26 protein-coding genes, 5 tRNA genes, 1 other RNA gene and 1 riboswitch are annotated in these 26,536 nt (G+C 39.8%); of the genes, 15 read left to right on the top strand and 17 right to left on the bottom strand.

All coding sequences use genetic code 11. From position 1 onward, the window contains the following. Positions 1-29: 29 nt before the first annotated feature. Complete coding sequence (locus ACH8JV_RS11055) at positions 30-797, bottom strand: hydroxymethylpyrimidine/phosphomethylpyrimidine kinase (protein WP_396521216.1); 768 nt, start codon at positions 795-797, stop codon at positions 30-32. A gap of 97 nt (positions 798-894) precedes the next feature. Between ACH8JV_RS11055 and ACH8JV_RS11050 the strand changes: the two genes are divergently transcribed. Next, on the top strand, positions 895-1,569 hold the full coding sequence (locus tag ACH8JV_RS11050) for an HAD-IA family hydrolase (RefSeq protein ID WP_396521214.1): 675 nt from the start codon (positions 895-897) through the stop codon (positions 1,567-1,569). A 58-nt stretch (positions 1,570-1,627) separates the two neighbouring features. On the opposite strand, the gene ribB is transcribed toward ACH8JV_RS11050, so the two are convergent. After that, positions 1,628-2,287, bottom strand: a complete 660-nt coding sequence (gene ribB / locus ACH8JV_RS11045; RefSeq protein WP_000096537.1) for a 3,4-dihydroxy-2-butanone-4-phosphate synthase — start codon at positions 2,285-2,287, stop codon at positions 1,628-1,630. A gap of 90 nt (positions 2,288-2,377) precedes the next feature. Further along, positions 2,378-2,527: riboswitch (FMN riboswitch) on the bottom strand. A 176-nt stretch (positions 2,528-2,703) separates the two neighbouring features. On the opposite strand from ribB, the gene ACH8JV_RS11040 reads away from it, so the two are divergent. Continuing rightward, positions 2,704-4,485: a DUF2157 domain-containing protein gene (locus tag ACH8JV_RS11040; RefSeq protein ID WP_396521212.1), complete on the top strand. Its 1,782-nt coding sequence runs from the start codon at positions 2,704-2,706 to the stop codon at positions 4,483-4,485. Then, positions 4,485-5,045, top strand: a complete 561-nt coding sequence (locus ACH8JV_RS11035; RefSeq protein WP_396521210.1) for a GDYXXLXY domain-containing protein — start codon at positions 4,485-4,487, stop codon at positions 5,043-5,045. The genes ACH8JV_RS11040 and ACH8JV_RS11035 overlap by 1 nt, the downstream gene beginning before the upstream one ends. A 52-nt stretch (positions 5,046-5,097) precedes the next feature. Here ACH8JV_RS11035 and panD read toward each other — a convergent pair whose 3' ends face one another. The 11 genes from panD to ACH8JV_RS10980 all read right to left on the bottom strand — a co-directional run bounded on the left by panD (position 5,098) and on the right by ACH8JV_RS10980 (position 11,172). Continuing rightward, a complete protein-coding gene (panD, locus tag ACH8JV_RS11030; RefSeq protein WP_000952664.1) occupies positions 5,098-5,478 on the bottom strand; it encodes an aspartate 1-decarboxylase in 381 nt (126 codons plus the stop codon). A 130-nt stretch (positions 5,479-5,608) separates the two neighbouring features. After that, complete coding sequence (gene pth, locus ACH8JV_RS11025) at positions 5,609-6,190, bottom strand: aminoacyl-tRNA hydrolase (RefSeq protein WP_087605973.1); 582 nt, start codon at positions 6,188-6,190, stop codon at positions 5,609-5,611. 20 nt (positions 6,191-6,210) lie between these two features. Continuing rightward, positions 6,211-6,507, bottom strand: coding sequence for a 50S ribosomal protein L25 (gene rplY / locus ACH8JV_RS11020; protein ID WP_263613059.1), 297 nt, complete (start codon positions 6,505-6,507; stop codon positions 6,211-6,213). Positions 6,508-6,605: 98 nt separating this feature from the next. Continuing rightward, a complete protein-coding gene (locus ACH8JV_RS11015; RefSeq protein ID WP_002120445.1) occupies positions 6,606-7,556 on the bottom strand; it encodes a ribose-phosphate pyrophosphokinase in 951 nt (316 codons plus the stop codon). Between the two features lie 36 nt (positions 7,557-7,592). Further along, positions 7,593-7,667: transfer RNA gene (locus tag ACH8JV_RS11010), tRNA-Gln, on the bottom strand. A gap of 91 nt (positions 7,668-7,758) precedes the next feature. Continuing rightward, positions 7,759-7,833 (bottom strand) — tRNA-Gln (locus ACH8JV_RS11005). A gap of 20 nt (positions 7,834-7,853) precedes the next feature. After that, positions 7,854-7,928 (bottom strand) — tRNA-Gln (locus ACH8JV_RS11000). Positions 7,929-7,954: 26 nt separating this feature from the next. Continuing rightward, positions 7,955-8,029 (bottom strand) — tRNA-Gln (locus ACH8JV_RS10995). Then, on the bottom strand, positions 8,028-8,861 hold the full coding sequence (gene ispE / locus ACH8JV_RS10990; protein WP_311070480.1) for a 4-(cytidine 5'-diphospho)-2-C-methyl-D-erythritol kinase: 834 nt from the start codon (positions 8,859-8,861) through the stop codon (positions 8,028-8,030). Before ispE ends, ACH8JV_RS10995 begins: the two co-directional genes overlap by 2 nt. Positions 8,862-8,879: 18 nt before the next feature. Beyond that, positions 8,880-9,458, bottom strand: coding sequence for a lipoprotein insertase outer membrane protein LolB (gene lolB / locus ACH8JV_RS10985; RefSeq protein WP_304591776.1), 579 nt, complete (start codon positions 9,456-9,458; stop codon positions 8,880-8,882). 4 nt (positions 9,459-9,462) lie between these two features. Beyond that, positions 9,463-11,172 (bottom strand): tetratricopeptide repeat protein, encoded by a 1,710-nt coding sequence (locus tag ACH8JV_RS10980; protein WP_263613062.1) that lies wholly within the window; start codon positions 11,170-11,172, stop codon positions 9,463-9,465. Positions 11,173-11,260: 88 nt separating this feature from the next. Between ACH8JV_RS10980 and hemA the strand changes: the two genes are divergently transcribed. Further along, positions 11,261-12,544 carry a glutamyl-tRNA reductase gene (gene hemA, locus ACH8JV_RS10975; RefSeq protein WP_263613063.1) on the top strand — a complete coding sequence of 428 codons (1,284 nt, stop codon included), beginning with the start codon at positions 11,261-11,263 and terminating at the stop codon, positions 12,542-12,544. Here hemA and ACH8JV_RS10970 read toward each other — a convergent pair. Together ACH8JV_RS10970 and ACH8JV_RS10965 are read right to left on the bottom strand one after the other, a co-directional pair. After that, the gene (locus ACH8JV_RS10970) at positions 12,541-14,406 is read right to left on the bottom strand and encodes a DNA primase (protein WP_396463610.1); all 1,866 of its coding nucleotides are present in this window, start codon (positions 14,404-14,406) and stop codon (positions 12,541-12,543) included. The two genes, hemA and ACH8JV_RS10970, sit on opposite strands and share 4 nt — an antisense overlap. Before the next feature lie 158 nt (positions 14,407-14,564). Next, on the bottom strand, positions 14,565-15,686 hold the full coding sequence (locus ACH8JV_RS10965) for an outer membrane protein assembly factor BamD (RefSeq protein WP_343570179.1): 1,122 nt from the start codon (positions 15,684-15,686) through the stop codon (positions 14,565-14,567). Between the two features lie 71 nt (positions 15,687-15,757). Here ACH8JV_RS10965 and rluD point away from each other — a divergent pair, with 71 nt between their 5' ends. From rluD to ACH8JV_RS10950, 3 genes are all read left to right on the top strand, one after another. Further along, positions 15,758-16,810 carry a 23S rRNA pseudouridine(1911/1915/1917) synthase RluD gene (gene rluD / locus ACH8JV_RS10960; RefSeq protein ID WP_311070476.1) on the top strand — a complete coding sequence of 351 codons (1,053 nt, stop codon included), beginning with the start codon at positions 15,758-15,760 and terminating at the stop codon, positions 16,808-16,810. Between the two features lie 10 nt (positions 16,811-16,820). Next, the gene (gene pgeF, locus ACH8JV_RS10955) at positions 16,821-17,558 is read left to right on the top strand and encodes a peptidoglycan editing factor PgeF (protein ID WP_396521208.1); all 738 of its coding nucleotides are present in this window, start codon (positions 16,821-16,823) and stop codon (positions 17,556-17,558) included. 221 nt (positions 17,559-17,779) lie between these two features. Then, the gene (locus tag ACH8JV_RS10950) at positions 17,780-18,331 is read left to right on the top strand and encodes a flavodoxin family protein (protein ID WP_396521206.1); all 552 of its coding nucleotides are present in this window, start codon (positions 17,780-17,782) and stop codon (positions 18,329-18,331) included. A 51-nt stretch (positions 18,332-18,382) separates the two neighbouring features. Here the strand turns inward: ACH8JV_RS10950 and smpB are convergent, their stop codons facing one another. Next, entirely contained in the window at positions 18,383-18,859 is a 477-nt protein-coding gene (gene smpB / locus ACH8JV_RS10945; RefSeq protein WP_263613070.1) for an SsrA-binding protein SmpB, read from the bottom strand. A gap of 135 nt (positions 18,860-18,994) precedes the next feature. On the opposite strand from smpB, the gene coaD reads away from it, so the two are divergent. The 5 genes from coaD (at position 18,995) to ACH8JV_RS10920 (ending at position 21,607) form a co-directional block, all read left to right on the top strand. Next, a complete protein-coding gene (gene coaD / locus ACH8JV_RS10940; RefSeq protein ID WP_000047853.1) occupies positions 18,995-19,486 on the top strand; it encodes a pantetheine-phosphate adenylyltransferase in 492 nt (163 codons plus the stop codon). Between the two features lies 1 nt (position 19,487). Further along, positions 19,488-19,751 (top strand): YfhL family 4Fe-4S dicluster ferredoxin, encoded by a 264-nt coding sequence (locus ACH8JV_RS10935; RefSeq protein WP_004703368.1) that lies wholly within the window; start codon positions 19,488-19,490, stop codon positions 19,749-19,751. Positions 19,752-19,778: 27 nt separating this feature from the next. After that, positions 19,779-20,133, top strand: an RNA gene (rnpB, locus tag ACH8JV_RS10930) — RNase P RNA component class A. A gap of 64 nt (positions 20,134-20,197) precedes the next feature. Further along, positions 20,198-20,274, top strand: a tRNA-Met gene (locus tag ACH8JV_RS10925). A 148-nt stretch (positions 20,275-20,422) separates the two neighbouring features. Further along, on the top strand, positions 20,423-21,607 hold the full coding sequence (locus ACH8JV_RS10920; protein ID WP_396521204.1) for a porin: 1,185 nt from the start codon (positions 20,423-20,425) through the stop codon (positions 21,605-21,607). 52 nt (positions 21,608-21,659) lie between these two features. Here ACH8JV_RS10920 and ACH8JV_RS10915 read toward each other — a convergent pair whose 3' ends face one another. Continuing rightward, positions 21,660-22,640, bottom strand: coding sequence for a LysR family transcriptional regulator (locus tag ACH8JV_RS10915; RefSeq protein WP_396521202.1), 981 nt, complete (start codon positions 22,638-22,640; stop codon positions 21,660-21,662). Positions 22,641-22,743: 103 nt separating this feature from the next. On the opposite strand from ACH8JV_RS10915, the gene ACH8JV_RS10910 reads away from it, so the two are divergent. From ACH8JV_RS10910 to ACH8JV_RS10900, 3 genes are read left to right on the top strand one after another with little or no spacing between them, the layout of a single operon-like run. Next, the gene (locus ACH8JV_RS10910) at positions 22,744-23,856 is read left to right on the top strand and encodes a tartrate dehydrogenase (RefSeq protein WP_396521200.1); all 1,113 of its coding nucleotides are present in this window, start codon (positions 22,744-22,746) and stop codon (positions 23,854-23,856) included. Positions 23,857-23,876: 20 nt separating this feature from the next. Continuing rightward, a complete protein-coding gene (locus ACH8JV_RS10905; RefSeq protein ID WP_080631146.1) occupies positions 23,877-25,529 on the top strand; it encodes a BCCT family carnitine transporter in 1,653 nt (550 codons plus the stop codon). 11 nt (positions 25,530-25,540) lie between these two features. Further along, positions 25,541-26,515 (top strand): alpha/beta hydrolase, encoded by a 975-nt coding sequence (locus tag ACH8JV_RS10900; RefSeq protein WP_202744709.1) that lies wholly within the window; start codon positions 25,541-25,543, stop codon positions 26,513-26,515. The last annotated feature ends 21 nt before the right edge of the window (positions 26,516-26,536 follow it).

The following is a 26,536-nucleotide window of genomic DNA, read 5'->3' as shown; positions in this document are numbered from 1 at the left end:
GGCGCTTTAAGCGCCTTTTTATTTGGTTGTTAAAATCGTTTTGGAATCTTTTGTCCATTAAGTACAGGTGTTTCGGCATTTTTTAAAACACCAAATAACCATGTTTCTGCATGTTGTACTGCAATTTTTAGAGAATCACCTAAAGCTAAGCGACCTGCAATAAAACTCGCTAATGAACAACCTGATCCATGATATTCCCCTTCAAGGCGAGGACAACTACTACTCGCCGCAAGTTCACCATCGATATATAAACTATTTTTAATGAAGTCGGGAGTATCTTCGTGTCCACCTTTTACTAATACAGCTTTAGCACCCATTTCAAATAACTTTTGTGTTGCTTGCTCTAAGTCATCTGTACCTGTTAATGCTCGTAATTCAACTGTATTTGGGGTAATAAGAGTCGCTAGGGGAATCAGTTCAACAAATGCTTTAACTAAAGTTGCTTGGTCTCCTAACGAACCGCCACTGTTTGCAACTAAAACAGGATCAAGTACATATTGATAGTCAGGATGAGCACGTAAAAATTCAGCGAGTGCAGCAATATTATCTGTGGTGCCCAGCATACCTGATTTAACGCATCTAATTGGTAAGTCACCTACCACAGCATTAGCTTGAGCTAGTAATAGTTCTTTTGAGGTTGCTTCAAAGCCAAATACTTGTTGTGAGTTTTGAATGGTAAGAGCTGTACATGCAATTGCTGCATGGGCGCCACTTTGTCCAATCGCTTCAATATCGGCTTGTAAACCTGCACCACCTGAAGGGTCTAAACCCGAGAAACAAAGTACGGTTGGACGCACGGTTATTTCCTTTTCAATTTAAATTTACGTTAGTATAAGAGAGTTTGATTAAACTCTCGACCAATTGAATTAAATACTTTACTGGGTTAATGATTGAATGGCTATAAAACATATTTTGATTGATTTAGATGGAACCTTAACAGACCCAAAAGTTGGTATCCATACTTCAATTCGCTATGCAATGGAAAAACTAGGCTATCCATTGGCTGCCGATTTAGATATTGACTGGACAATTGGTCCACCATTAAAGCCATCACTTGCAAAATTATTAGCTACTCAAGATGATGATTTAGCTGAACAAGCTTTAATGGCTTATCGTGAGCGTTTCTCGGTCATTGGTTTATTTGAAAATGAAGTATATCCATCTGTTGCAAAAACGCTTAGCGCTTTAAAAAAAGAAGGATATCGTTTATTTGTTGCTACTGCTAAACCAACAATTTATGCGAAACGAATTTTAGATCATTTTGAATTAAGCCAATATTTTGTACATATTTATGGCAGTGAATTGACGGGTGAGCGGACTAATAAAGCTGAACTCATTCGTTATATTCTTGAGCATGAGCAATTAAACCCAGAAGAGTGTTTAATGGTAGGTGACCGTCAATATGATGTTTTAGGTGCTCGCCACAATGGTATTGAGGCGGTAGCTGTGACTTACGGTTATGGAACAGCAGAGGAACTTGCTCAAGCACAGCCAAAAGCAATGATTAATCAGTTCTCTGAACTTTTGGACTATGTTGAAGAACTGGCAGCACAAAAGAAAGTTTCTTAAATATAAATAAGTTTTAATTTATAGGTTTGGCTTTGTCGTAAAGCCAAACCTTTTTTATTTAAATACCGTGTTGTTGACGGTATTGAACAAGTTCTTCAATCGTAATCACAGTTAAGTGATGAGTTTGCGCATATGCTAAAACTTGAATGCCTGATGCCATAGTGCCATCTGGATTAGTCAATTCACATAACACACCAGCAGGTTTTAGACCGGCTAATCTTGCTAAATCAATTGTTCCCTCAGTATGACCACGTCGAGTAAGCACACCACCATTACGTGCACGTAATGGGAAAACGTGACCAGGACGATTTAAGTCACTTGCAACAGCACCATCTTTAATAGCAGTTTTAATCGTTGTTACACGGTCTTTAGCAGAGACACCAGTGGTAACGCCTTGAGCAGCTTCAATGGTTACTGTAAATGCAGTATGAAACTGACTTGAGTTTTGAGAAACCATTGGAGGGAGTTCAAGGTGATCGGCTAATTCTTCTGTCAGGCATAAACATACAATACCTGAGCCGTCACGAATCATACGTGCCATGGTCTCAACAGTTAGAGTTTCTGCTGCAACAATTAAATCTGCTTCATTTTCACGGTCAAAGTCATCCATAACCAAGACAGGTTTGCCTTGACGGATATCTTCTAATGCTTGTTGAATACGCTGCTCAGCAGGAGAGAGGGCTGAGAAAAAAAGTTCTGGTTGAATTAAGCTAGACATAATGAAACGCTCTCGTAAAAATACGGTTGAACATTTCAGGACTGATGTAAAAACAGGCTGGCACTGAAATAAAACGGATTTATCCCAGTTCGTCGTCTTCTTTCATCCGGACTATACCGTCGGCTTTGGAGTTTCACCAAATCTGCTCAAATTACACAATTTAAGCTCGTGGGCTTGTTAATCTATTCATAAAATTAACTTTACCACCGGTGGGGAATTACACCCCGCCCTGAAGCGATGGGTTTTATTATAGCGCGCTTGGCAAAATTGGCTAGATGCTTTTGTAGAATGCTAAGTCTCATTATGAATAAGTATTTTCATAAACAGAATTAAGCTTTTTAACAAGAGCTTACTTGTTGATATGAAAATGGAATGCTATGTTTTTTATAGAAAATTATAAATAAAACAGGTTTTTCATGCAGATTAGAGACGATTATCCCTTTAAGAATACTTTATTTATTCAGCATCTCCATATTTTCAGTTATGTATTTATGGCGCTCAGTATTCTGTATTTAATTGCTGCTAACTGGTTGATGCTTCCTGATAGCATTCAGCTCATCATTCCACCTGTTATATTACTTGTCACAGCTTGGGTGAGCGTAAAAGATACCTTAAGTGAGGGGGTTCGGCAGACCTTACATAGCATTTGTGGCTTGATGGTCGGTTTGAGTCTGGCTGTAATAGGACAAGTTTATCAAACAGGTGCAGACAGTTATTTACTTTTCTTGATTTGGACTTTGCTTTTATTGCCGTGGCTATATCGACCAAATATTGGAATCTTTGCTTTAATTTGTATTACAAGCCAACTCGCCCTATTTTTATTTTTTAAACAGACTTTCTGGGCAGAAAAGTTTCCTTATCTTTATCTTTTTGCTCTAAATTTATTAAGTCTTGTACAGTTCTGGATCTGTCAAAAGAAATATACAGCCTTACGTTTTGTTTTTATTGCTTGGTTTGCTGTTATTTCAATAACAGGGATGATTCAATTCTTATCAAGTGAAAATTTACCTTATCTGATCTCGGCGTTCTTACTAGGAATTATTGCTTTCTACTATTTCTTTAAAAAGAATGATCAGCTATGTGCCAGTTTAATGGCTGCTGTTCTCGGTGTGACCGCAACAATATGGCTTGTAGATGGTATTAATCATTTATTTAAAGATTCTAATGAGTTCATTTTTTTATTGATTGCCGGCATTATTTTTACTTGGTTTGCACTTATTAGCTACTTCTTAATAAGAATTTTTCGCCAAAGCCGTTTTTATGTCATTCCGTTAGCAATTGGTGCTTGGCTGGCTGGTTTAGCACTTGCAGCATTTACACTCGTATTTTGGGAGACTATTTCTTTAATTATTGGAATCATCTTTGTTGCTATAGCTATAACTTTACTAACAAAATCTCAAAGCTATTTCATTCGGCAATTTGCATATTGTTTATTTGTGAGTGGGCAGACTGCTTTTTTATTCCATCTTGGTTCTAAAACAGATCAAATTTTATGGGTATTGATTGCCCAGATCTTTATTTTATGTATTAGTTATTTTCTTAAGCCTCACTGGTTCTTTATTTTAATTCAAATGCTTGCAACTTATGGTATAGCAGTAATCTATCTACTACAAATGGATCATTCATTATGGTCCTTAAACTCTACTCAGACTTATTTAAATTTAGTCTTACTTAACTATTTGGTTTTTAGCTCGGTACTACTGATAGGAAGTAAAGCGGTCGTATCGTATAAGCGGAGTATCTTCTTATGTACGCTCGTTGTAATTTGGGTGAGTTCATTCTTTGATACCTTTATAGGATTAGCACTTGTTGATTCGGCTGATCAGTCACTATGGTTCCTTTATGCATTGCCGTGCGTATGGTTATTATGCTTTAGTTTTTTCTATCTCTATCGGCAACTTCACGGTATAACTTTTTTTGCCTTTTTAGTTTTTGGCATATTACTTATTGCACTCGGCTATTTTGAAGTATTCATCTTATTTGTTATTTTGACATGGGCTTTAAAAAATAAAGATCGCATTGTTTATGGTGTTACGCTCGTAGTATTTGCCTTTGTGCTTTGGCAACTTTATTACAGTTTACAATTAAGTTTTTTAGCTAAAAGTGCATCAATTTTGGTGTCGGGCATTATATTGCTGGCTCTATATGGGCTACTTATGAAAGAAGCTAAAAGCAATTTTATTGAGGGGGAAAAGTAATGAAAAAGTATTTCTCCCTTATGCTTGCAGTAGCCACTGTATTATTTTTTGCAGGTTTGGTTGCGAAAAATGAATGGCACCTGCATCAGAGTAAAAGTATTTTTATTAAGCTTAAGCCGGTTGACCCTCGCTCTATTTTACAGGGGGACTATATGGCGCTCGCATATGAATTAAATTTACAATCTCTCAAAGTGCTTTCGGGAAGTGAAAGTGAGGCTTTAGATCAAGTGATTTTTAATCATGCTTCTGTTCCAGCAAAAGTTATTTTAGATTCACAAAATCGAGTAGTTCGTACCATTTTAGATACTCACAATTCATTTACTGGGCAGCGTTTAATTTTAAAAAATCCTGAAAATCGTTTACAGGCTTTATATCCAGCTTCTCGAAGCTTCTTATTTGCCGAAGGTCTAGCTCAATGCTATGAGAAAGCAAAATATGCTGAATTTAAGGTAAATACAAAAGGAGAGGCGATTTTATTTGATTTACGTGGAGAAGAGCTACAGCCTTTAAACTGTAAGCAACAGCACAGTTGGTGGAAGGGGACTGCTAGAAGTTTATAAAGGCGTATAAAAAAGCCCGTATTTACGGGCTTTTTTACTTTTAAATCTTTAATTAGGCAACTTGAACAGGAATGCAGTTCGCTGTGTGGTTGACTGTATTGTCTGGGTTTGCATATACCAAACGTGGTTTGTGAGCATTTGCTTCAGCTTCGGTGAAATCACCAAAAGTAGCAATAATTACAAGATCGCCAACATCTGCTTGGTGAGCAGCACCACCATTTACTGAAATAATGCCAGAGTTATCTTCACCACGAATCGCGTAAGTTGTGAAGCGCTTGCCATTAGTTACGTTCCAAACGTGGATTTCTTCGTATTCACGAATACCAGCTAAATCCATTAATACGCCATCAATTGCACAAGAACCTTCATAGTGAAGTTCAGCATGGGTTACAACTGCACGGTGAATTTTGCATTTTAATAAACGAGATAGCATGGCTAGCGTCTCCTGAGTAGACCTAAGAAGATCTTATAGTGAAATCTTTTGCCTTTGCCGTTCTGGCAATGTGGCTGATGCGCATTTTGCTCCTAAAAAAGCAAGATAGCAAGCTTGATTGTTCAACAATTTAAGTTGGTTTATACGCATTAATTTGGTTCATGGCCTGTGATACTTGTCCTTGAACAAGTAACTTCACTTTAGAAAGAGCGTGATCAATTGCTCCATCCATCAGGCTTTGTTCACTACTTGGCGCTTTTCCGAGTACATGCCCAGAAACTCTTTCTTTTGAACCTGGATGTCCAATACCAATTCGTAAACGATGAAAATTTGGACCAATATGTGGGACAATATCACGTAAACCGTTATGACCGCCGTGTCCACCGCCTGTTTTTAGACGAATTACACCAGGGTTCATATCAAGTTCATCGTGAGCAATCAGAATTGCTTCTGGAGCAATTTGATAGAATTTTGAGAAAGGAACAACACTTTGTCCGGAACGATTCATATAAGTCGTTGGTAGAAGTAAGCGAACATCGTGTCCTTCTATATTACCACGACCACTGATTCCGTGAAATTTTGGATCATTTTTTAATGTAATGCCATATTTATCTGCAAGCTGTTCAACGAACCAGAAGCCTGCATTATGGCGGGTTTGGGCATATTCTGAACCAGGATTGCCCAAACCAACAATTAGCGAAATATTTGACACTAATTTACGCCTTTAAACACTTATGCGCGTTTGAAGTCAGCGTGCATAGGAGTGTTTTTAGATGGGTGACGTTGTAACGCTTGGATTTTAACGTTTTCAACTTTGTCGCCCACTTTGATTTCTACAACTTCTTCAAAGAAAGCATTGTTTTCTAAAGCTTTTACAAGCTCACGAAGTTCTAAAGTAACAGTTACAGGCTCAGCGTTACCACCGTAGATGATAGCTGGAACTAAAGATTCGCGACGAAGGCGGCGGCTCGCACCTTTCCCTTGTTTGTCTTCAGCACGCGCTTGAGCGTTGAATACGAAGTTTGCCATGAGATAAATCCTCATTAAAGATTAAATAAACTAAACTTGCGACCAGTTTAGTGATAGAAAACCCCAGCCAAAGCCAGGGTTAAGAAAAAGCTGCAATATTATAAACTATCGAACATCGCGCTGATAGACTCTTCGTTATTAATACGACGAATCGTTTCAGCAACCATGCTAGCAACAGAAACTTGACGGATTTTGCCCAAGGTCAATGCTTCTTCAGAAAGAGGAATTGTGTCAGTTACAACTAACTCATCAATGACTGAGTTGCGTAAGTTCTCAATTGCTTTACCTGAAAGTACAGGGTGAGTTGCATAAGCAACAACACGACGTGCACCAAATTGCTTAAGTGCATCAGCTGCTTTACACAATGTACCGGCTGTATCAACCATGTCATCTACAATAACGCAATCACGATCTTTTACATCACCAATCAAGTGCATAACTTGCGACTCATTGGCTTTTTGACGACGTTTGTCGATGATTGCTAAATCGATGTCACCCATCTGTTTGGCAACAGCACGTGCACGTACTACACCACCAACGTCAGGAGAAACCACCATAAGGTTATCATGTTGTTGTTGACGTAAGTCAGCAAGCAAAGCAGGAGTACCGTAGATGTTGTCGACTGGAATATCGAAGAAACCTTGGATTTGGTCAGCATGTAAGTCAATCATTACGACACGGTCAATACCAACAGTGGTAAGCATGTCTGCAACAACTTTAGCTGTAATCGGCACACGTGCAGAACGTGGACGACGGTCTTGGCGAGCATAACCAAAATAAGGAATAACAGCGGTAATACGACCAGCACTTGCACGACGCAAAGCATCTGCCATTACCAAGATTTCCATAAGGTTATCATTGGTAGGCGCACAAGTAGGCTGAACGATAAATACGTCTTTACCACGAACATTTTCAGTAATTTCTACTGAAATTTCTCCATCAGAAAAGTGACCGACTGATGCAGCACCTAGAGGGATATGTAAGTGACTTACGACTTTTTGAGCGAACTGTGGATGAGCATTTCCACTAAAAACGACAAGATTGGGCATGAAGCACCCTTGGCGGTTGGTATGTAATGAAATAGATGGCAGGGGCGGCTGGATTCGAACCAACGGATGCCGAGATCAAAACCCGGTGCCTTACCACTTGGCGACGCCCCTAATGCGGCAGAACTTTAATATTTTTGCAATGCAATGTCAAGAATAATCAACAAAAAGCAAGGCAATTAAGTCTGTCTTTAAAATAAGAGAATGGCAGGGGCGGCTGGATTCGAACCAACGGATGCCGAGATCAAAACCCGGTGCCTTACCACTTGGCGACGCCCCTAAATTCGATGATATATATGATGGCAGGGGCGGCTGGATTCGAACCAACGGATGGCGAGATCAAAACCCGCTGCCTTACCACTTGGCGACGCCCCTAATATAATCATCATTACAGGTGAAATTGGCAGGGGCGGCTGGATTCGAACCAACGGATGGCGAGATCAAAACCCGCTGCCTTACCACTTGGCGACGCCCCTAACTTGCAACTTTAAAATGGTGTAAAGGAGATTCTTTTAAACTATGTACCAAGTAAGCTTTACATGGTGCATGTTTAAGAATGTCATCAACATTCATTTCATCGGTTACTTCAGTGAAAACACAAGCACCTGTACCTGTAAGCTTTGCATGACCAAATTGATCAAGATATTGCATCGCTTCTTCAACTTCGGGGTATAACTTTCTAGCCAAAGGCTCAAAGTTATTTCCAAAATTAGAAGGTTCTAACTGATAGGCGCAAAATTTAGTGGTCTTAGTGTCTCTTGTCAATGTTTTTTGTGAAAAAAGCAATTGAGTGCTGATAAAACAATCAGGTTTTAAAATAATGAACTGTTTTTGATCTAAGTCTATGAATGTTAAATGTTCACCAATACCTTCAGCCCATGCATTTTTACCATAAATAAAAATAGGAACATCGGCACCAAGTTTTACACCATAGTCTGCAAGCTCTGCCTGAGTCAGGCCACATTCCCATAATTGATTTAAAACGATAAGTGTTGTGGCAGCGTTCGAAGAACCTCCGCCTAGACCTGCACCCATTGGAATATTTTTTTCAATTTTGATGTGTAGACCACAGAGCTTTTTTGCATGCGGTTTTAGTATTTGAGCAGCCCGATAAATTAGGTTCTGCTCAAGTTGAACCTCACCTAAACCTTCAATTTGGATTTCATCTTTCTCAATAGGATAAAAAGTCATCCAGTCATATAAATCAATGAGTTGAAAAATGGTCTGTAGTTCATGGTAACCATTTTCACGACGTCCCGTTATATGTAAAAACAGGTTGAGCTTGGCTGGGGAAGGAACTCGAATCATAGATTTATAAAGTTAGGTTTAACGGTTTTGGATAACCATTGTAATACGGTTTTCTTTATCTTCAGCAAGAGGTTGCTTTAAAACCAATTTATTTGGCAAAGTTTGTTCGCCATCATAACTAAAATTAACCGTCCAGCCATCTTCGATGAGTTGGCTCACACGATTTGCATTATCTTTGCTAATTTGGGCATTTAAAGTTGCTGGCTTTGCTAAAATCCAACTGGTTAAATGAGTAATCGGCGCTTGCCAACCAGTAGCACGTTCTAAAAGTTCTTCAGGGGATGCCGCTGTAATAACGCCAGTTTTAGCACTGTTTAAAGTGACTTCACCCGGTTTTCCCTGAATTTGTGTTTTTCCAACACCTAAAATGCCACTTAACTCGATATCGAAATTATCTTGCTGTTGAACCCATGTGAAGAAGGCACTACCACTTTGTTGCGGAGTGCGTACGCCAATTTTACCTTGCAAATTGAAGTGTTTTTCGTCTTGCACTTGGTGGGTAACTGCGGGTTTAGGCTGAGTAAAATGCTGACAACCGGTTAAAAATAACACACTTGATCCACAGATCGCTGTGCACAGTTGGGCAAGTTTGCTCATAAATTTAACTCTTTTTTGCAGATGTAGGTAAAATTAACGCATCAAGCTGGTGTAATTGTGGATCATTCGCGTGTTTTTGTTTCAGTTGTTGTAACACAGCACTAAATTCAGTTAATGATCCTTGCATATACAGTGCCTTAGCGTAACGAATCCCAATATTTATGTTATGACTAAGCTCATAAGCTTTGCCTAAAGCTTCTGCTGCGCCCTCATAATCATTTTGTAAAAATGCGATATAACCTAGCGTATCCAAAATGGAAGCTTGTTCTGGTGCATATTCCAATGCTTGTTCAGCATATTGTCGTGCTTCTTTTAACCTGCGGTTTTGCAAAGCCAGCGTATACGCATAAGCATTCAGATAGGTCGGGCTATTGGGTTCTAACTGCAATAATTGCTTGAGTGTTTTATCGAGTTTATCGCGGTCAGTATAAGGGTCTAATAATAAGACTTCTGCATAGATGAGTTCTGGGTCATCTGGTAAATTTTTGATTGCTTCATCTAATAAATTTAAAGCAGCCTTTTTATTGCCCATTTTCTTTAAAATTTCGGCTTGAGCCTGATAGAGAAAACTTGCATGCTGCGGATAATTAACTCGCTCTTGAGTTAAAAACCGTAAAGCATCGTGTAAATTTTCTTGTTTATCATAGATTGCAATCAAATTACGCCTTGAAACAATATAGAGACTACCATCTACTAAACGGTAATAGGCTTTGGCGGTTTCATAATGCTGTTTCCGTTCAGCATTAATGGCTAAGTAGTAATACGCTTCATTTTGATACTTTGCAGAGTTGCGTAAATCAACCAAATATTGTTCAGCTTTATCATATTGCTTAAGGTCAATACTGGTTAAACCTGCAATGAACAGCGCCTCTTCTGCACGAGGATTACTTTCAATAATTTTTTCTAATTTTTCAAGAGCAAGCTGAGGCTGATTAATCTGAATGAGATAACGTACTTCAGCTAATCGAATATCTAGATTTTTCTTATATTTACGACTGGATTTTGCATACCATTTTAAAGCGCCTTCTTGATCACTTAGGGCAATCAATAGGTTTGCTTTCATCAAGATAAAGCTGGTTACTTTAGGGCGACGGCGTAGTGCACGGTTAATGGTATTTAAAGCAGGTTCTAATTGCCCATTTTGTGCTTCTAGGTTCGCGATAAGCGCTAAAATAGAAGGATTTTCCTTCTCTGCACTTGAACGTAAAGCAGTTAATAAAACTTCTCGATCTTGTGCATTTTCAGGTGCGATACTTGCCAAAATTTGTTCAAGATCGGCAGTTGGATCAATTTTTAAAATTTTATCTAAAGTTTCGGCAGCAAGCTGATATTCATGTGTTTTTAACGCAATATGCGATAAATAAAACAAAGCAGGGACGTCTTTAGGCTCTTGAACCACCCAATGTGTTGCAATATTCAGTGCAGCTTGTAAGTCGTTATATTCAAGTGCAACGTCTAAGGCGCGCTGCTTAATTGTTGTTGAGTTGCTTCTAATCGCAAGCACGGTGTAATTGTGTAGTGCTGTAGGAATATCGTCGTAAGCTAAGGCAAATTCAGCGACCATACTCTGTTGTAGAGCCTGATCAAATGAATGCACGGCATAGGTCTCTTGCAACGGACGTGCATAGACATATGAGGACATGCTACCTAACAATAAGAATGTGGTAGAATACTGTCTTATCGAAGCACCGTTAAAATTTATACGGCTATTCATTTGACGCAATTTTTATTGATCCAAAGTAATGCTTTTTATGACACCGATGTTGCACAATAGCATAAATTTAGCGAAATGATGATCTGATATGTCTTTCTTTGCATTGGGTGTCAACCATCAAACAGCTTCTGTAGAACTCCGCGAGCAAATTGCTTTCAATGCAGAGCGATTAAGTACTTTGCTTGCTGAGCAACGTTATCACGAGTCTTTAAAAGACTTGGTGGTTGTCTCAACCTGTAACCGTACAGAAGTCTACGCCATGGCGGAAGATGCCGAAAGCCTTCTGAAATGGTTAGCCGATGCCAATAATATTGATGTAAAGCAGTTAATTCATCATGTTTATCGTTACGAAAATGCTCAAGCCATCACACATTTAATGCGTGTCGCAAGTGGTTTGGATTCACTCATGTTGGGTGAGCCTCAAATTTTAGGGCAGGTGAAAAGTGCTCTAGCATTGTCTAAAGAGGCGCAAACGGTTTCTCCTGAATTAAATAGTGTATTTGAGTATGCTTTTTATGCGGCTAAGCGTGTGCGTTCAGAAACAGCTGTAGGTAGCCATGCGGTTTCAATGGGTTATGCGGTTGCACAATTGGCTTTACAGGTTTTTAGTAAACCTGAAAGACTCACAGTGATGGTGGTTGCAGCAGGTGAAATGAACAGTCTGGTTGCCAAACACTTAGCGGAAATGGGTGTGGCCAAGATTATTATCTGTAACCGTAGCCGTGAGCGTGCTGATCAGTTAGCACAAGAAATTGCCCATCGTGTTGAAGTTGAGATTATTGATTTTTCAGCGTTATCAGAAAATTTATATCGTGCTGATGTTGTTTCAAGCTGTACGGGGAGTTTGCATCAAGTTATTGCATATGCAGATGTCAAAAGTGCATTAAAAAAACGCCGTTATCAACAAATGTTGATGGTTGATTTGGCTGTACCGCGTGATATTGACCCTAAAGTGGAATCACTTGATGGGGTGTATTTATACGGTGTAGATGATCTACAAAGTGTAATTGATGAAAACTTGGCTCAACGTCGTCAAGCAGCTGTTGAAGCGGAAGTGATGGTGAATCAGTTAGCCACTCAACTGATCACACATCAAAAAGTCAAAGAAGCGGGTAGCACCATTCATGCTTATCGCCAACATAGTGAAGAAATTAGTCAACACGAGCTTGCTCATGCGTTAGAAGCTTTGCATCACGGTGGAGATCCAGAGCAAGTTCTACAGCAGTTAGCCCATCGTTTGACACAAAAGTTAATGCATCCAACATCTATGTTGCTACGTGAAGCTGCTAAAGCAGAAAACCCTGATCATTTCGAATGGCTACAACAGCATTTACAGGATGTATTTGATCATGAGCGAAAACCAAAACGTTAAGACAGTAGTCTTAAACTGATTTGTTTGGTGAGCTCATTGAGTTGTTGCCTTAAGTTTCTTGACTCAACTAATGAAATTTTAGATTTCAGTTTTTGACGTAAATATCTTTCTTGTAAGCCTAACGCATATTCTTTAGCGAGTTTATCGGCCACTTCAGGCGCTTGAGTTAATGCCTGAATATTGGTTCTTTGCATAATATCTGCAATTTCATGGCAATAACTGCTGCACGCACCTAAAACATAATAAGTCGCTAGCTCTTGGTCATCAGGCAACTCATCAAATATACGGTTTAAAATTGCTAATATTTTAGCCAATAATTCATCTTGCGGAATATAGGCACGTAATCCTTCAAAATGAATATAAAGAAATGGATGGTGCATCAAAATTGCCACAGCAAAGTCTTCATCTTTCGTTTGAATATTAAAGGATAACGATGCATCGTGACTAACTTGTGGGGTAAAACGCTTACCTAAACCTAATTTTTCACGGAAAGATTGGGTTAATAGATAACGGAAGGAACCTTGTTTAGGCAATAATTCGGTGAGTTCCCTTAACTCACCCATGACAAGACTTTTGCCTTCAGGTGTACTAATGTCATGTTGACCCGTAAGATGGGCAAAAACAAAATCAGAGAGCAGGGGAGCTTGATCTAACAGCCTTTGGAAGTTTTCGAGACCTTCACGTCGGATTAGGGAGTCTGGGTCGTGGTCATTTGGCAATACAAAGAACTTAAGCTCACGGCCATCATTTAAGAGAGGTAATGCTATTTCTAAAGTTCGACGTGCTGCTTTTTGACCTGCGATATCGCCATCAAAGGCAATGGTAATTCGATTATTTTGCTTAAATAAAATATTAAGGTGTTCAGTATTACTCGCCGTTCCCAAAGTCGCGACAGCACCTGTAATGCCATATTGCTGTAAAGCAATGACATCCATATATCCTTCAACCATTAACCAGTCATTAGACTTTAATTTTCGACCTTCATAGAGGCCATAAAGTAATTGGTTTTTATGGAAAACTTCCGAGTCTGGCGAGTTAATGTACTTAGGTTTAATTTCGTCATTGAGTGCACGACCACCAAAGCCAACTACACGGCCCTTAGGGTCTCGAATTGGAAAAATGACACGGTCACGTAAAAGGTCAAAGTCACGACCACTGTCACTTGAACGGATGAGTCCAAGTTGTTTTAAACCATCAATGTCGTAAGGGAAAGCTTTTTCTAAATGTTGCCAGTCTTCTGGAGCATACCCTAAACGCCAGAATTGAATCGTCTGGTCAGTTAAACCACGCTGTTTGAAGTAATTTTTAGCTTTCTGACTTGTTGGTAATTGATGTTCATAAAACTGAGCAACATTTTCGAGAAGGTCATATAAATTACCTTCTTGTACAGGTTCATCAAAACTAAATGGCTGTTCAAACTGTGCAAATGGATCATCAAAATATACTGGTTCAAGCGTATTGTACTGATCATCTATAGGTGCTTGGGTACTTGGTTCTACAACCGTTTTTTGTGGAACGGGTGGCTTAGTAACTTGGCGGGTATAAGACAGTTTTTTATTATCAGTATTATCTTTGGGTAATTCGATACCCGCATTACTCGATAACTCTTTCATTACATCGATAAAATTTCGGTTATCAATATCCATTAAGAAGCGGATAGCATTTCCGTTTGCCTGACAACCGAAGCAGTGATAGTACTGTTTATCGCGATAAACATGGAAAGAGGGGGTTTTCTCTTGATGAAAAGGGCAACAACCAGAATATGTTCGTCCGGTCTTTTTCAATTTCACACGTTGACCAATCAGATCGACAATATCTGTCCGATCTAGAATCTGATCAATCGTATGCTGTGGAATTGCCATAATTCAGATAACCGTGTTTAAACTAATGATGCGATAGGTCAGATTATTCTGACATGATGAACCGAGATATGCCCGATAAATATTTTACTATTTTATAAAAACAAACAGGCAAGTGATATCACTTGCCTGTTTGTTGGTTATTTTTAAGCTGTTATCGCTTATTGAGCAGCGTCATCTGGTTCAGACGAAGATGCTGCAGGTGCAGTGGTTGCACCTTCTGCTGCTTTTTCTGGTTTATCAAGTAAACCGAAGCTTAAACGGTTAGTCCAACTACGTTTAGTTTTTGGAGTCTCAACAGGTGCTTTTGTTGTTTCTTGAGTTTCTTCTTTGCCAGAATTACCAATTAAACCAAAGCTTACACGGTTAAGTAGACTACGTTTAGGTTCTGTTTCAGTAGTCGTAGTATCTGGTGTTGTAGACTTAGATTCACGGCCGAGAATACCCAAGGTAGCGCGGTTAATCCAGTTGCCTTCTTTACGGGCAGCACGCATGTTTACTGTGCCATTTTTATTAACCAGACTAGGATAATTAAGCTTTAAAACTTCGATGTATTGTTGTGAAGTTGCCTTGTCACCCAACTGGTCATAGCTGTATGCCAAAGTTGCTAGTGCTTCTGGTACTTGAGGTGTTTGTGGATAGTGTTCAATTACCCATTGTGAACGCTCAGCCGCTGCAACCCATGCTTTACGCTTAACGTTAAAACGTGCCGTATTCATTTCACTTTCAGCAAGCTCTTGACCAATAAACTTCATACGCTGTGCTGCATCGACAGAGTATTGGCTACTTGGGAAGCGACGAATCAAATCAACGAAGTTTTGATAAGCAAGTTTTAAATAACTGATGTCACGGTGTGATTGTTGCAAAGACGTGTAACGCAATAAGCTGTCGTAGTTCATCTCCATATTAGATACGCCACGTACATAGTAGGCATAATCTACATTTGGATGCTGAGGATTTAAACGAATAAAGCGTTCAGCTAGAGCAATCGCCCCTTCATAATCTTTTTGTTTAAATTTTGAATAGAGAAGTTCAAGTTGTGCTTGTTGTGCGTATTGTCCAGTTGGATAATAGGTATCAATCGCCTCTAAAGATTTGGCAGCGTCAAGATATTGACCACGATCAAGAGATTTTTGGGCCTTTTCAAAATATGCCTGTTCGCTAGATTGAGGTCCAGTATCGACCACTTCTTTTTTACTTGGATTGCTGCTACAGCCCACAAATGCAGACGCTACACCTAGAGATAAGGCAAGCATCGTAATTTTATAACGTGGTAGCGACATAAAAACTCCTCTGTTATGTTGGGCAATGAGCTACAATTGCGCTATTAAACCACTTTTATCTCAATGATCAAATGACTTCAGCACAATCTTCAAACACAAACTTCTCTGAAACCGACTTCAATTTACTTGAAGATTCTGAGGATGCAGATAACCATACTTCTGATACAACTGCAACACGTTTATCGTTGCAAGTTCAGCTAGATGAAAGCTACTTAGGGCAACGCATCGACCAAGTTGCAGCTATGGTGTGGAGTGAGTTTTCGCGTGAAAAGCTCAAGCAATGGTTGAAGGATGGCCATCTGTTGGTGAATGGTAACATTGTCAAACCTAAGCACCGTTGTGAAGGCACAGAGCTGCTTACACTCGAAGTTGAGCTTGAAGCTCAGACGACGAGTCAACCTGAAAACATTCCACTCAACATTGTTTATGAAGATGACGATATTTTAGTCATTAATAAACCAGTAGGGATGGTAGTACATCCAGGAGCAGGTAATACTTCTGGAACTTTAGTAAATGCGTTGCTTTACCATTCTCCAAAATTGGCGGAACTTTCTCGTGCTGGTTTAGTGCATCGTATCGATAAAGACACCAGCGGTTTATTGGTTGTTGCTAAAACGTTAGAAGCGCAATTTTCTTTAAGTAAACAATTGGCAAATAAGTCGGTTTATCGTGTATATGACTTAGTTGTTTATGGAAATATTATTGCTGGCGGTACGATTGATGAGCCAATTAAACGCCACCCAGTTGACCGTGTAAAAATGGCAATTTTGCCGGGCGGGCGTGATGCGGTGACTCACTACAATGTAAAAGAGCGTTTTAAAGATTTTACTCGTGTGCAAGCGCGTCTAGAAACAGGCCGAACTCATCAGATTCGTGTGCATTTTAGTTATATTGGCTACGGCTTAATTGGTGATCAGGTTTATATGAACCGTGTACGTGTGCCTGCAGGTGCATCTGAATTACTGATTGAAACTTTACGTGGTTTTAAACGCCAAGCATTGCACGCAGCTAAGTTGGGCTTAAAACATCCGCGTACTGGTGAAGAAATGTTATTTGAAGCACCATGGCCTGAAGATTTTACTCAGTTGGTTAATGTGTTACGTTCAGAAAACGCTGCATATTAAGGACATGTATATGGAATTTGTTCAAGGTTTACCTCAAGGCGTATTTGTAGGGCAGACACGTGTTCAACATCCTTTGGCTTTGCCAACGGATCAAACCGAATTAACAGGTTTTAATCTTGCTTTACATGTTAACGATGAAGCTGGTCGCGTTCAGCAGCATCGAATGATGCTGTTAGAAGAGTTTGCTCAGTTTGGCGTTAAGAAAATGACGTGGATGACTCAAACGCATAGTACCATTTGTCATACGGTAAATGAACAAATTCCCTTTAACGCTTTAATCGGCGATGGCTTGGTTACTCAAACCAAAGGTCATGCGCTAATGATGATGACTGCCGACTGTTTACCTGTGGTACTTGGTAATGCTGAGGGTACTGAAGTTGCTAACCTACATGCAGGGTGGCGAGGTTTGGCGGGTGGTATTATTGAAAATACAGTTGCTGCGATGCAGAGCCCTCCAACTTGGGCATGGTTAGGAGCTGCGATTAGTCAACCTTGTTTTGAAATTGGAGCCGAAGTAAAAACCGCCTTTTGTGATAAATATCCTGAATTGGAAACTGCATTTATTGACGGAGCGGCTCCAAATAAATTTCACGCAGATTTATATGCGATTGCTCGTTTTATTTTACAAAGATTGGGTGTTAAGCAAGTTTTAGGTGGCGATCAATGCTCATATCAACAGGGTGATGAGTACTTCTCTTATCGCCGTGATGCTAAAACGGGACGTATGGCAACTTTTGTTTTTATTTAGTTTATAAAAATCGTATTTCATTTTAGAAGTACGATTGTTGTGTTATCACTCTCTTATGTTATTTAGATTTTAAAATGACATAAGAGAGTTTTTTATTTTTGTATTTTCAGTACTTACTAAAATAATTCATTAAAAAGCTGGTCTTTGATATTTATAGATCATGGTTTAGCAAGTTTTAATAAAATGATAAAATACAAAAAATCGCTCAAAAAATTAAGCTTATGTCTTTGCCTGAAAAACATCTCTCAATTGTCTATCACAGCCCCTATGGTCATACCGCAAAGGTAGCATATGCTATTGCTGCTGGTGCAGAGGTGATGGGTGTTAAAGTACATGTGATGAATATTGAGCACATTGACTGGAATGTTTTAGATGCTTCACAGGGTATTATTTTTGGCTCGCCAACGTATATGGGAAGCGTAACTGCCGATTTTAAAAAGTTTATGGACAGTACCTCCAAACGCTGGAAAAATCGTTTATGGCAAGGAAAATTGGCAGCAGGTTTTGCAAATTCGGGTGGTTTGAGCGGTGATAAACTGGCGGTTTTGCAACAGCTTAATATTTTTGCGATGCAGCACGGCATGCTGTGGTCTGGTTTGCCTTTAATGACAACAGGTCATACCGAAACTGATTTAAACCGTTTATCAAGCTGTTTAGGTTTAATGACTCAGTCAGATAATGCACCTGTTGAAATCACACCGCCGCAAGGTGATTTAGATACCGCTAAATGGTTCGGTGAGTATATTGCCGGGCTTTTATATAGATTAAATTAAATAAATCATGCGATATAAAAAAAGCCTCTAACAGAGGCTTTTTTTATTAAATTATTTATGAAATATACGAGCTTTATCACGTTGCCAGTCACGATCTTTTTCAGTCGCACGTTTGTCATGAAGCTGTTTACCTTTCACAAGCGCAATTTCAAGTTTAACCAGATGACCTTTCCAGTAACATGCTAATGGAACGCATGAATAACCTTTTTGGTTTACTGAACCTGTTAGCTTTTCAAGTTCACGGCGAGATAATAATAATTTACGTGTACGTGTAGCTTCCGGCACGATATGTGTAGATGCAGAAAGGAGCGGTTGAATTTGTGCACCAAATAAGAATGCTTCACCGTTTTTAAAAATGACATAACTTTCTGTCAAACTCATACGACCAGCACGTAAAGACTTTACTTCCCAGCCGAGTAAAGACATGCCAGCTTCAAATTTTTCTTCGATAAAATAATCATGACGGGCACGTTTATTTTGTGCGATGGTTCCGCCATTATGTTTTTTAACTACTGTTGCTTTCGCCATAATTCAAACTTCCACAATTGTCCCTATTGTGCCGTAAACTGATGCCAAGGTGAAGTTTTTTCCCACATATCAATATTTCGCCTCATGTATAACTTTTGCTAAAATAGGCGCACAATACAATTAGAGTACTAGCGGATGTCTAAAACGCGTGTAATTTATCCTGGAACATTTGACCCTATCACAAATGGGCACGTTGATTTAGTTACTAGAGCATCAAGAATGTTTGATGAGGTCGTAGTAGCTATTGCAATTGGACATCATAAGAACCCTTTGTTCAGTCTAGAAGAAAGAGTTGCACTGGCACAATCATCATTAGGCCATCTATCAAATGTTGAGTTTGTAGGTTTTGATGGTTTATTGGTTAATTTTTTCAAAGAGCAAAAGGCTACAGCAGTACTTCGCGGTTTAAGAGCAGTATCTGATTTTGAATATGAGTTTCAATTGGCTAATATGAATCGCCAGTTGGACCCACATTTTGAAGCGGTGTTTTTAACACCATCTGAGCAGTATTCATTTATTTCTTCGACATTGATTCGAGAAATTGCACGCTTAAAAGGTGATGTAACCAAGTTTGTTCCGCAAGCTGTGGTTGAAGCTTTTGAACGTAAACATCAACAAGGTTGGTAAAGTGTCGTTATATATCACCGATGAGTGCATAAACTGTGATGTTTGTGAACCAGTTTGCCCAAATGAAGCTATTTTTATGGGTGAAGTGATTTATGAAATTCATCCAGATTTATGTACAGAGTGCGTTGGTCACCATGATCAGCCACAATGTCAATTATTTTGTCCAGTAGACTGTATTCCTAAAGATCCGCAGCATGAGGAAACGGAAGAACAGCTATTAGACAAATATAAAAGATTAATTGCTCAAAAAAGCACAAGCAATTAGTGAATAAATTTGTTAATATGCGCCCCTGAAGTGAGCTGGATGGTCGCTGCTGTGGAGGTCTCCGTGACTGAAGCAGGAGAGGAAAGTCCGGGCTTCATAGGGCAGGGTGCCAGGTAACGCCTGGGCGGTGAAAGCCGACGGAAAGTGCAGCAGAGAGTAGACCGCCTCATTCGTGAGGTAAGGGTGAAAGGGTGCGGTAAGAGCGCACCGCGTGTCTGGTAACAGTTCACGGCATGGCAAACCCCACCAGAAGCAAGACCAAATAGGAATCCTAGGTACGGCCCGTACTGGATTCGGGTAGGTCGCTTGAGCGTATGAGTGATTGTACGCCTAGAGGAATGACCATCCTCGACAGAACCCGGCTTATAGGCTCACTTCACCTCATTTTATTTAAAATTTTTCTTGACGCGCGGTAAAGAAGCTAAGATAATGCGCGCACAGTTTACGGCTATGTAGCTCAGTTGGTTAGAGCACCGCACTCATAATGCGGGGGTCACAAGTTCAAGTCTCGTCATAGCCACCATTTTACAGACCACGCTCCTGCGTGGTCTTTTTTTATGCTTATTTTTTGATTAAACACAGTTTGTAAAGACCGACTTTATAGTTCCGGCATTGTTTGTCTAACTCAATTTCTTCATGTTCTTATAACACTTAACAAGGATGTTGAAGACATGAAAAGGTCATTATTATTTTTAGGAATTTTGAGTTTAACTGCTGGAGCACAAGTCTCTGCGGCTGATTTGAGTTGGGGAGATCCAACTTTAGATTCGGGTCAATTTAAAGTATCTGGTGCAGTACGTTCTCGTTATTTGCATAAGGATTATGTGGTTGGGGCGAATGAAGGTTCTCAAAATGATGACTGGCGACTCACAGACATTAAATTAGTTTTGGGTTATGAAAATCCAGATTGGATTGCAGGTCTAGATGCCCGTTGTTATCAATACAATCGTTTGTGTGATGCAATTTTCCTAAAAAAAGCATGGGCAGGCTATAAGCTATCTGATCAGCAAAGAATTACGGTAGGTTTGCAGCCTGTTGATTTTGGCTTTGGCGAATTTTGGGGAAGTAGTTATTACGAGACGCTTTTAAATACCGTTGGTTTAGAAGATATTGATAATTTAGGTATTAAATATAAATTTGCAGATGACAAATACAATTTGACCTTAGGTTTTTATCCATCTGATGGCGGAAATTATAAGGGTACTTCAAAGGACTCAAGCCGATATAGTGGTAATTTTGTCGAAGCGGATGATTTAAGTACAGGCACCAATATTGAAGAAAAAAATATGTGGATTGCTCGAGCATCTAGAAAATTTGAACTGGATAAATCTCAAAACTTTTCGATTGAGCTAGGTGGGTCAGTTTGGTACTCCGATTTAGAAAATAAAAGAACAAACGAAGATGGACATCGTAAGTCATGGAACGTTTTTGCTCAAACGCAATATCAAGCATGGCAATGGATGTTCTTGGCAGGTAAGCAAGATGTCACCAATGGGGATGATTTATTTCCAAATAGTTCAACGATTGGTGCATTCGACTATCCGTATCAAGTCGCCAATAAAGGTAAATATTTAGTAAATGAAATTAATTACACCTTTGCTCAGCCATTTCACAAACTTGAAAATATTAAACCTTATATCTCTCATAGCCGCTTTTTTAAAGATGAGGATGGCTATAAAGACTCTGAACGCTTAATAGCAGGAGTTTATTTTAATTACAAAGCCATTGGTATTCAGGGTGAATATATTATGAGTAAAAATGACCCAATGGTAGGTGGTGGGGCAAATGGCCTTGCACAAGGCAGCGGTAATGACTGGGATAAATTGTTTTATCTTTCAATTGGATATTACTTCTAAAATTTGAAAGCAAACTACTGCCCTAAGTGAATAGGCTCACTTAGGGCTTTTTTTATAGAAAGACTTTTTCAGGCGGTGGTTCTCTATTGACGGCTGGTGAAATGAGTTGTCCACGGCTTAGGTTTTGCACATGTTGCAAGCGATTAAGTAATTCATTTTGAATAAACAAAATGCAAGTTTGTAATTTAGACGAACTTTTGAGTCGTGATGGATAAACTGCCCAGACGTCTGCATCTTGCCAGTACTCAGGCAAAATGTGCTGGAGTTGGCCTGTAATCAATTCATCTGCAACATCCCAAATTGACCGGAAAATAATACCATGGCCTTCTATGGCAAGCTGATGAATAATTTCGCCGTTATTAGAAACAAAGCGTGGTTTGACATGAACCGAGACATCTTCAGAAGCATGTCTAAATTTCCATAATACAGACGATTGATCACGCTCACTAATCGTCAAACAATCATGTGTTTGCAAATCTTCAATGCTGTCTGGTACGCCGTGTTTAAGTAAATAACTCGGCGCCGCACACAAAATACGAAAGTTAGAAGCCAGCTTCTTCGCAATCATGTTTGGCGCAATTTCATTACCAATTCTGATGTCTAAATCAATGCTGTGTTGAATCAGGTCTTTAGTATTGTCGATGGTGTCAAAATGTATTTGAAGCTTTGGATAAAGCATCATTAATTTAGACAAAATTGGTGCGATATGTTTTCTGCCAAAACCAAAGCTACTAATAATATCCATACGACCCGTAGGTGTACTGAGCGGGTTATTGACCAGTTCACAAACTTCATCAAATTCCTCAAGAATATTTGAAACTCTCTCAAGAATAAGTTTGCCATCTTCCGTCAGGCTAACGTGACGTGTACTGCGATGAAAAAGTTTGCAGCTTAAGGTGTTTTCTAAAATATTAATTCGCTTGCTAATAAAAGCTGGCGATGTCCCAAGTTCCTCAGCAGATTCGACAAAACTTTTTAGTTTGGCGACTGTGCAAAAAACCTTTAAATCCGATAGGTTAGGTAGATTATTCACGATCCGTGTCCATTGGAGTGATAGTTCCGTTATTGATCATTTTTGCTTAAAACATCATGTTTAAGCCATACAAGGATATTAGTCGAAGGTGTGAAGGAAGCTTATGGCAAAAAGATATAAAGTTGCCACGATTGCAGGCGATGGCATTGGTTTAGAAGTTCTACCAGAAGGCATTAAGGTTGTAAAGGTAGCGGCAGAGAAGCATGGTATTGAGCTTCAATTCGATGCTTTTGATTGGGCAAGCTGCGATTACTATCTTGAGCACGGCAAAATGATGCCAGATGACTGGTTTGAAACCTTGCAAGGTTACGATGCGATCTATTTTGGCGCTGTAGGCTGGCCAGATAAAGTGCCCGACCATATTTCACTTTGGGGTTCGCTACTTCAGTTCCGTCGTCGCTTTGACCAATATGTGAATTTACGTCCAGTGCGCTTAATGCCGGGTGTGAAATGTCCATTGGTAGGTAAAAAACCGGGCGACATCGATTTTTACGTGGTTCGTGAAAACAGTGAAGGTGAATACTCAGCCATTGGTGGTAAAGCTTTTGAAGGGACAGACCGAGAGTTTGTTTTACAAGAAGCCGTATTTACACGCTATGGTGTAGATCGAATTTTGCGTTATGCATTTGAGTTTGCAAATCAGCGTGACGCGAAAAAAATTACAGCAGCGACCAAATCAAATGGTATTGCCGTCAGCATGCCGTATTGGGATGAACGCGTTGATGCGATGGCAAAACAATATCCACAAATTCAGGCCGATAAACAGCACGTTGATATTTTAGCAGCTCGTTTTGTTTTACAACCTGAACGCTTTGATGTGGTTGTTGCATCGAATTTATTTGGCGACATTCTTTCCGATTTAGGCCCTGCATGTACAGGAACTATTGGTTTGGCTGCTTCGGCAAATTTAAACCCAGAAAGAAAATTCCCATCATTGTTTGAACCTGTACATGGTTCAGCACCAGATATTTACGGTAAACAAATTGCCAATCCAATCGCTGCGATTTGGTCGGGTGCCATGATGTTCGAATTCTTTGGTGAAGAAGACGAGCGTTGCATTCAAGCAGGTCAGGACGTGATGCAGGCGATTGAGCATGTATTAATTAATGGGCCAAAGACAGCCGATATCGGCGGTCAGGCAAAAACTTATGAGGTAGGAGATGCAATTGCATCGTGTGTAGCCCAAATTAAAATGGACGTGTTCGCTATGGAATAACGCCATCCAAAAATGGATGTATGGATATGGATAATCAAAACACAAAAATTTATACGGATAAAGTTCTTGCCGTAACCAGTTTACTGTTTGTATTTATTTCAGTTGCTGGTTTGGCGATTTATTCGCAAGAGTCGATCAAGATCGCTGCAACATGGATGCAGTGGACGACATCGGTATTTACCACCCCAGTATTACTGTTTGCTTTTTTAGCCATTATTTTTACTTTTGGTCTAGCCTTTAGTAAATACGGCAAAATCAAACTAGGTGAAGGTAAACCTCAATACACCACGATGTCATGGATTTTTATGTTCATCTTGTCAGGGATTGGGTCTTCTACACTGTACTGGGGCTTTTTAGACTGGGCCTACTATTATCAAACTCCAGGTTTGAGCTTACCGCCTGAGTCGGCAGAAGCTTTGAAATATAGCGTGGCTTATTCATTTTTTCACTCAGGTTTAAGTGCATGGGCAATTTATGCTTTGGCATCAATTTCTTTGTGCTACAGCTACCACGTAAGAAAAAACAAAGGATTAAGTTTGGCTTCAGTGATTGAGGCTGTGACAGGCTTTAAATCAACCGGCGTGGTTGGGCGTTTAGTCGACCTAATGTTCTTGCTTTGTATGTTTGGCGCATTGACGATTTCATTGGTACTCACTGCCGTGACATTTACCAATATTTTGTCTCAGCTCACGGGTATTCCAAATACCTTTATGACCAAAGTCATCATTATTTTGGGTGTTTCGGTTCTGTTCGCACTAAGTTCGTATGTAGGTATGGACAAGGGCATGCAACGTTTAAGTCACATGGTGTGCTTAGGTGTAGTGTTATTTGCGATTTATGTACTTTGCTTTGGTCCAACTCAGTTCATTTTGAATAACTCATTGATGAGTTTTGGGTTAATGGCAACCAACTTTGTTGATATGAGCTTGTTTACCGACCCAATGGGTGATGGCAAGTTTACTCGTGAGTGGACTGTATTTTACTGGTTGTGGTGGATTTCATATGCACCGGGTGTGGCACTGTTCGTAACGCGTGTTTCTAAAGGCCGTACCATTAAAGAAGTGATCTTTGCCATGGTGATTGGCGGCAGTGTTGGTCTTTGGTTCATCTTCGGTGTGTTTGAAAACTACAGTGTTTATAGCTTTATTCATGGAGCTGTAAATGTGCCACAAATCTTAAGTCAACAAGGTGGTGAGGTTGCAATTGGTCAATTACTCAGCCTGTTACCTGCCGGAAAACTCATGATGTGGATTTTCCTAGGCATCATGGTGGTGTTCTTGGCAGCACATATGGATGCGGTCGGATATGCGGTTTCAGCAACATGTACACGAGGTTTAAGTGAAGGGCAAGATCCATCACCAAATGCCCGTTTGTTCTGGTGTGTCATGCTGACTTTGGTTCCAATTGCCATGATCTTTAGTAAAGCACCGTTAGACACCATGAAAACAGCAACCATTGTTACAGCTTTACCATTCATTGTGATTATTCTGATTCAAACCTATGGCTTAGTGAAATGGCTGATTCAGGATTATGCCAAAGTTCCATCGCATTTGATTGAACAACAAGGTTATGATGATGCGGAAATTGGTTTAAACCAGTCTCAAGATGAACATGCAAAACGGATGCAGCTTGAGCTTGCAAGCTCAATCAAACTGGATAGAAAAACCAGCTAGAGGGAACGGTAATGACTACATGTGAACAGACTACTTATGTCTTAAGTGAAGAAATGCAAAGCCTAGTGTACTGGAGCAGCATTTATTCCCCAGCAGATGCAGATATTGACTCAATTCGTGCAGCATATGACGCGATGTGCCGACACTACACTTTGCCTCGTGATGGCAAGATCGAAGTAGAAGATCGAGTTGTTGCAAATGCAGAGCATCTTGTACCTGTTCGCATCTATTCACCAAAAACTAATCAACCTGAAGCTGGTTGGCCATGTGTGTTGTATTTACATGGCGGTGGTTGGATGGTCGGTGGACTCGATTCACATGAGTTTATTACCAGTTATTTGTGTCAGGACTTAAATGCAGTTGTCATTGGTGTGGATTACCGCATGGCACCAGAGTATCGCTTTCCAGCAGCTTTTGAAGATTGTTTAGGAGTCTATCAATGGCTTAAACAGCATGGTTTTGATTGGCAAATAGATAGTGAAAATATCATTCTAGCAGGCGATAGCGCTGGGGGTAATTTAGCAGCAGCCCTTGCAGTGCATCTACAGCATAGTGGTTTGCAAGCTCAAGGTCTGGCTTTGGTTTATCCGTGTTTAACTACAGCGCTTGATACACCAGCCACACAAAAGCATGCACATGCGCCGTTACTTACAACGGAAGATATGCATTTTTATTTAAAGGAATATGCACCTAACTCACGAGATTGGCAGGATGTTCGTCTAGCACCTTTATTGGCAACTGATTTTTCAGATATGCCTACAAGTTTTGTGGCAGTTGCAGAATATGACCCTTTAAGTGATGACGGATATCTATTTACCCAAAAATTGCAACAAGCAGGTATCCCGAGCGAATTCCATTTAGGTAAAGGTTTATTACATGGCAGTTTACGTCTGATGCGTGACTGTCCGGAAGTTCAACATTTATATCAAAACATGCTAAGTGCAATAAGCCGCATGTTGAGTAGTGCCGAAAAGACATCAATTTAATATCGAGTCATTTGGACGAAA

The organism is Acinetobacter sp. ABJ_C5_2, assembly GCF_044538485.1.
In the GTDB taxonomy this organism is placed as follows: domain Bacteria; phylum Pseudomonadota; class Gammaproteobacteria; order Pseudomonadales; family Moraxellaceae; genus Acinetobacter; species Acinetobacter nosocomialis_A.
The sequence above is the reverse complement of the archived record's forward strand: the minus strand, read 5'-3'. Positions and strand labels throughout refer to the sequence as shown.